Below are 861 nucleotides of genomic sequence, written 5' to 3'. Positions count from 1 at the left end.
CGGCGGTGGCGATGCCGCGCGCGTGGCGACGTTCAAGGACCTGGCGGGCCTGGCGATGGAGCGCACCGCCGCCGGCGATCGTGCCTGCGGATTGCTGCTCGATGGCCGGTTTGGCGCGCGGGCGCTGGCCCAGGCGGCCGATGCGCCCTATTGGATCGGGCGTCCGATCGAGATTTCCGGCTCGCGCCCCTTGCGGTTCGAGGGTGGGGCCGACGTGGCGATCACGCTGCGATCCTGGCCGCGCCCGCATGCGGTGAAATGCAACCTGCGCTATCACCCTGATGATCCGGCCGATCTGCGCGCCGAGCAGGATGCCCAACTGGCGCGCCTGTTCGATGCCACGCGCAGCACCGGCCACGAACTGCTGCTGGAAATCATCGCCGCGCCCTATGGCCCGGTGCACCACGATACGGTGGCGCGGGTCATGGCCCATGTCTATGCCCTGGGCATCTATCCCGATTGGTGGAAGCTGGAAGCGACCGACGATCCCGCCGCCTGGACAGCGATCGAGGCGGTGATTGCCCAGGCTGATCCGTGGTGCCGCGGCGTGGTGGTCTTGGGCGCGGAAAGCAGCCAGGCGCATCTGGCCGCCAGCTTTGCCGCGGCCGCGCCGCGCCGGGTGGTAAAGGGCTTTGCCGTGGGGCGGGCGATCTGGCAAGACGTGGCGCAGGAATGGTTTACCGGCATGATCGATGATGAAACCGCACTGGTGCGTTTGACCGAGAACTTTGCCGCCATGGTCGCCACCTGGCGCCAGGCGCGGGCCAAGGCGCTGGCCCCTTGCGCCTGACCGCCGGCCAGGCCCTGGTGCAATGGCTCGCCGCGCAGGACGTGGTGGGCGCAGACGGCGCGCGCGTGCCG

General features: G+C 69.9%; 1 protein-coding gene. It reads left to right on the top strand.

Translation table 11 applies throughout. The features are described 5' to 3' along the window. Positions 1 to 790, top strand: a 790-nt coding sequence (locus H926_RS0101505) for a 2-deoxy-5-keto-D-gluconate 6-phosphate aldolase domain-containing protein (RefSeq protein ID WP_022674726.1), incomplete at its 5' end; no start/stop codon positions are given. Positions 791 to 861: the final 71 nt, after the last annotated feature.

Origin of the sequence: Novosphingobium sp. B-7 (genome assembly GCF_000410615.1) — a bacterium.
In the GTDB taxonomy this organism is placed as follows: domain Bacteria; phylum Pseudomonadota; class Alphaproteobacteria; order Sphingomonadales; family Sphingomonadaceae; genus Novosphingobium; species Novosphingobium capsulatum.
Note: the sequence above shows the minus strand (reverse complement) of the source record. Positions and strands in the feature narration are given on the sequence as shown.